Here is a 3,433-nt window from a genome sequence, read left to right as displayed (position 1 = left end):
AAAAAATAGGAGAGTGAAAATGAAAAAAAATAATTTAACAAAAAAAATATTTTATGCTTTAGTTTTAGGTGTTACTATGGGAGTTGCATTTCTTTTTTTAAGAGAAAATTTAATTGCTCAAGGAAAAGAAAGTGTTTGGAATACGATAAATTCAATTTTATTCCAGGATATAACAAAAGCAGAGGGAGCTAAATCTTTTGGAATCTTCTATATAATAGGGCAATTATTTATAAATGCCTTACAATTAGTTATTATACCGATGGTATTTACATCAATAATTATTGCTGTGACAAGCATTCAAGATTCAAAAAGTTTAAAAAGAATATCTTATAAAACTTTTTTAGGATTTGGATTAAGTTCTGTTTTAGCTCTTTTATATGCATCGGTAGTAGGAATGATAGCTTATAAAGCTAATTTATTCTCAGTAGCAATAAATAAAGTTTCTGGAGCTGGAGGAGCAATATCATCAAATCCACTAATGATAATAATAAAAGCTATTCCACAAAATATAATAGCAGGGTTATCAAATAATGGAAATGTTTTAGTAGCGGTATTTTTAGGAATTTCTGTAGGATTAGTTTTAAATACTATGAATGATGAAAATTCAGTTGTAAAAAAAGGAATATTAGAATTAAATAAAATATCACAAATATTCTTAACATTTATAATAAATAAATTTGCACCAATAGCTATATTTTCATTATTAATGAGAACATTTGCAATTTATGGAATAGGATATTTACAAATTGCTAGTATATATTTTGTTTTAACAGCTATAACTTTAATTGTATTTCTTATATTAGGATATTCATTTATCATATGGATTTCAACTGGATTAAATCCAATTCATTTTATGAAAAAAATATCAAATGTCGCGATGTTTGCTTTTTCAACATCATCATCAGCGGCATCATTACCATTGAATACTAAAACAACAATTGAAAAATTAGGGGTAGATGAAACAACGACGTCATTTGTATTGCCAATGGGAATGACTGTAAATATGAATGGAACTGCAATAATGCAAGTTTTAGCAACTCTTTTTATCGCAGGAGTAGCGGGTTATGAAATTACAGTATTCAATTTAGCAACAATATCATTATTAGCATTATTAGCATCAATTGGAACACCAGCAGCACCAGGTAGTGGAGCTATAATTCTATTTACTATTTTAACAGGGATGGGATATAGTAATGAAATTGCAGTATCAGCTTATGCAATAATACTAGGAATAAATAGACCATTAGAGATGTTACTGACATCATTAAATGTTGTGGGAGATAGTGCTGTAGCAGTGTATGTTTCAAAAAGTGAAGGGAAATTAGACCATGATATATATCATTCTTTAGAAAATAAAGAAGAAAAAATTAAAATTTAAAAAATAAAAAAGTAGATACTTTTCTTGTATCTACTTTTTTTACAAAAAATAGAAAAGGAGTTATTTACATAACTCCAAAAACAATGAACAATGTGAATTCAAGACAAAACTGAATTAAAATTCAACACTTGAATTATAATTCAAATTTTATAAAAAAGCAAGAATTATTTAATAATAAATTCAAATAATTTTTTAGCTGCCTTTTCAGGTCCTTCTTTTTCTAGTCCATTAATACCTAAACATGTTCTAATCTGTCCTACTAAAATTTTATCTTCAAACATTTTTTCAAAATATTTATTAATTAATATATCTGTTTCATTCTTTCGTTGTAGAGGACCAAATGGATTAGCAAAATACGATGTTACTTTTCCAATTTCATTAGTAGTCCCTTTGGCATTTCGAGCACCTTGAATAAAAATAGGCTTAGCAATAGAAGAAGAATTGAAGAACTCTAAAATTTCACCATCTTCATAATTGTTAGCATATAAAAACATATCAACTTTATATTTTTTTATAATATCAGAATGAGTAGATATCGGAATAACAATACGAGAGTTTATTTTATCAGGGTTCATAAAAATACTTCGATCAATCTCTTTATAAGGATATCCAATATCTAAATCATCAAGTCGTATAAAAGCTCCAATCTCCGTTCCAGAAGCAGTTAAAGTATTTTCATCAAGCTTTAAAACTCCCATATCGTCAAATATAATTTTCATTTCTTTGATATAAGATTCACTTAATTTTCTAAAAGCTTCTAAACTTTCAGATTTTCCAGCTCCGCTATCTCCCATAATAATAACATTTTTTTCTAATCCATTTTTAAATGTTAAATTTACCATAGCACCGTGTACTGGAAGGTATCCAGCATCAATCATTTTTAAATTATGAAGTGTTAAAATCATTTTTTTCATATAACCAAAATAATCAATACCTTCATTAAAATTTACATATCCAATCATAATATCATTTTGTGAATCTTTAAAAAATTCAGTTCTCATTTCTGTATGAAAATCTTTAACTCCATACATATATATAATATCAGGTTTTTTATTTAGATATTCCTCTTTTTTAGCTAATTCAAAAAGATTACAAAGAGTAACACCTTGAGCCATAAAATTCATATCAAAATATACAAAAGCTAACAATTCACCAACTTTAGCAGGAAAACAAATCCAATTATCTAAATTTAAAGTTAAATTTTCAATAGGATTTTCTCTATTTTCACAAAAAATACCTTTTCGTGTATTTTTCCTAGGATAAGTTATAAAAGGCGGTTGTAGTACTATTGATTCAGTAAATGGAATTTTTTCTAAAAAAGAATATTCTTTAGGACATTTCCAAGGAGCGTTATTTAAGATAAGTCCAGCATTAACTCCAGCATTAAGTTGTCTATAAACTCTATGATTTTCACCCAAAATATTTTGTTCAACTAATCTATAAGTTTTTAAAATTAAATTCGTAAAACTATTCATAGAATCAATAAAATTAATATTTTGTAGACCTAAGCTTGTATTTTTATTACGAATAATAGCATATCTTTCAAATTTTCTCCAATAAGAATATAAACCTTCAATAAATTCAAAAAGAATTGTTTCATTTAATAAAAGATTAGCATAAACTGACTTTAATTTTGAAACTTCAGATTTATCTAAAACAATAAGAAGCTTAAAAAATTTAATCAGAGTTTCACTTATGTCATCTTCACAACTTTTTTTTAAAAATTGATAAATCGATGTATTTTTATTGTTAATTAAATGTATATATTTAGAAAGAACCTTTTTAAATGCTAAACTTGATAAAAGATTTTCAGAAGTATCACAATATTTTGTTGAAAAATTTAAAATCGCACTATTTCTACCTATAAAAATTTCTTGATTCATAAAATCCTCCTAAGATATATTGGTTGATTAAATTTTATGAAAAAAAACTCAATAAGTCAAGAAAAAATAAAAAAATATTTTTAAAAATAAATAAAATAAAAATAATTTAACAAAAAAATAAAGTTAAAATTTAAATATATTAAATAACTATACTTTTTTATAAATATAATAT

At 25.0% G+C, this 3,433-nt stretch carries 2 protein-coding genes; one reads left to right on the top strand and one right to left on the bottom strand.

The window, feature by feature from the left end; all coding sequences use genetic code 11:
* The first annotated feature begins 19 nt into the window (after positions 1-19).
* Positions 20-1,378 (top strand): dicarboxylate/amino acid:cation symporter, encoded by a 1,359-nt coding sequence (locus tag Q0V08_RS11150; RefSeq protein ID WP_297434784.1) that lies wholly within the window; start codon positions 20-22, stop codon positions 1,376-1,378.
* A 164-nt stretch (positions 1,379-1,542) separates the two neighbouring features.
* On the opposite strand, the gene Q0V08_RS11145 is transcribed toward Q0V08_RS11150, so the two are convergent.
* Positions 1,543-3,261 (bottom strand): phosphoenolpyruvate carboxykinase, encoded by a 1,719-nt coding sequence (locus Q0V08_RS11145; RefSeq protein ID WP_297434782.1) that lies wholly within the window; start codon positions 3,259-3,261, stop codon positions 1,543-1,545.
* Positions 3,262-3,433 lie beyond the last annotated feature (172 nt).

The organism is uncultured Cetobacterium sp. (assembly GCF_947038635.1).
GTDB lineage: Bacteria > Fusobacteriota > Fusobacteriia > Fusobacteriales > Fusobacteriaceae > Cetobacterium_A.
Note: the sequence above shows the minus strand (reverse complement) of the source record. Positions and strands in the feature narration are given on the sequence as shown.